Annotated in this window: 1 protein-coding gene; it reads left to right on the top strand. The window is 58.6% G+C overall.

All coding sequences use genetic code 11. The features are described from left to right. Window positions 1-635: 635 nt before the first annotated feature. The coding region (locus tag B2A78_RS25415; protein ID WP_205780909.1) for a polysaccharide biosynthesis/export family protein at window positions 636-943 on the top strand (308 nt) is incomplete at its 3' end.

The raw sequence follows: 943 nt of genomic DNA, 5'->3' as shown, positions 1-943 counted from the left end.
CCAGACTCAATTTCATAAACGCTCCCTAGCTCGATAGAGACAGCATTGCAGAAAAATCAGGTAGGCTAGGTGGTACATAAGCAACACCGACAGCCCACCGTCTAAGCCGAATATGACAGCATGGCTTCATGTCAGCTTTGTGAAACGGTGTTCCGTCGTTGGAACGGAACTGTAACAATCGTCTGTTAGCGTAATGCTAGATAGGCGACAAGAAGCTGTCTTCAAACGTCACGAGCGACGTCAGGGCAAAGCGCGAAAGGGCGACCCGAAGCGGCGGGACCCGCGGAGGGAACAGCCGTTAGGCTGGCCCGCAGGGCGAGCCCCAGGGATGGGGCGAGTCAAAACCGGAGTGTACAGAGGAGTACATGCGGATTTTAAGCCCTTGAGCAACGAAAGCATGGCGGCGCGCAGTAGTTTGAAGACAGCTTCTAAGACGGACCCATCGTCTGAATCGTCGGGCGAGTATTGCCCGCTGTTCCTTCATTTTCGTATTTCTCTGCGTCACAGCTCCTATGTATCTCCAATTGCTCAAATTTGCAGCACTCTTGGCATTCGCTACCGGCGCACTCGGAAATGGCGAAAATTCGCCGCCCCTGATAGAAAGCCACAGGGACTATCGCATTGTCCCCGGAGACGTGCTGGAGATTTCGGTGTGGCGCGAGGAGGGCCTCACCAAACAGGTCCTGGTCCGCGCCGACGGCGGCCTCTCCTTCCCCCTGGTCGGCGACCTCGCGGCCGGCGGCCTCACCGTCGAGGACGTCCGCGCCACCGTCACCGAACGCTTGAGCGAGTACCTCGCCGACCCGGTCGTCTCGGTGTCGGTGATCACCACCAGCCAGAAGATTTATGTGGTCGGCAAGGTCAATAAACCCGGCGAGTTCGTCACCCCCGGCCGGGTCACCGTGATGCACGCCCTGGCGCTCGCCGGCGGGCTCACCCCTTT

The sequence above is a fragment of the Methylocaldum sp. 14B genome (assembly GCF_002005105.1).
Classification (GTDB): domain Bacteria; phylum Pseudomonadota; class Gammaproteobacteria; order Methylococcales; family Methylococcaceae; genus Methylocaldum.
Note: the sequence above shows the minus strand (reverse complement) of the source record. Positions and strands in the feature narration are given on the sequence as shown.